This is a genomic window from Pseudonocardia oceanicola (assembly GCF_047200735.1).
In the GTDB taxonomy this organism is placed as follows: domain Bacteria; phylum Actinomycetota; class Actinomycetes; order Mycobacteriales; family Pseudonocardiaceae; genus Pseudonocardia.
On record NZ_JBJZON010000131.1, the window covers coordinates 1 to 204 of the forward strand.

General features: G+C 68.6%; 1 protein-coding gene. It reads right to left on the bottom strand.

Going from position 1 to position 204, the window contains the following annotated elements; genetic code table 11:
• On the bottom strand, positions 1-204 hold a 204-nt coding region (locus tag ACL02T_RS35120), incomplete at both ends, for an acyl-CoA dehydrogenase family protein (RefSeq protein WP_412835124.1).

The following is a 204-nucleotide window of genomic DNA, read 5'->3' on the forward strand; positions in this document are numbered from 1 at the left end:
TTCCATCCCGTATTCGCGGGTGTAGCCGTAGCCGCCCATGAGCTGCACGGCTTCGAGCGCGGTCTGTTTCGCGGCTTCGGTGCAGCGGATCTTGGCGGTGGAGCTGTCGCGGGACAGGTCGGTCTCGTCGCCGGCGTCGAGCCGGTCGGCGACGTCGTAGAGGAACGCCCGGCACAGGGCGATCTCGGTGGCGAGGTCGGCGAT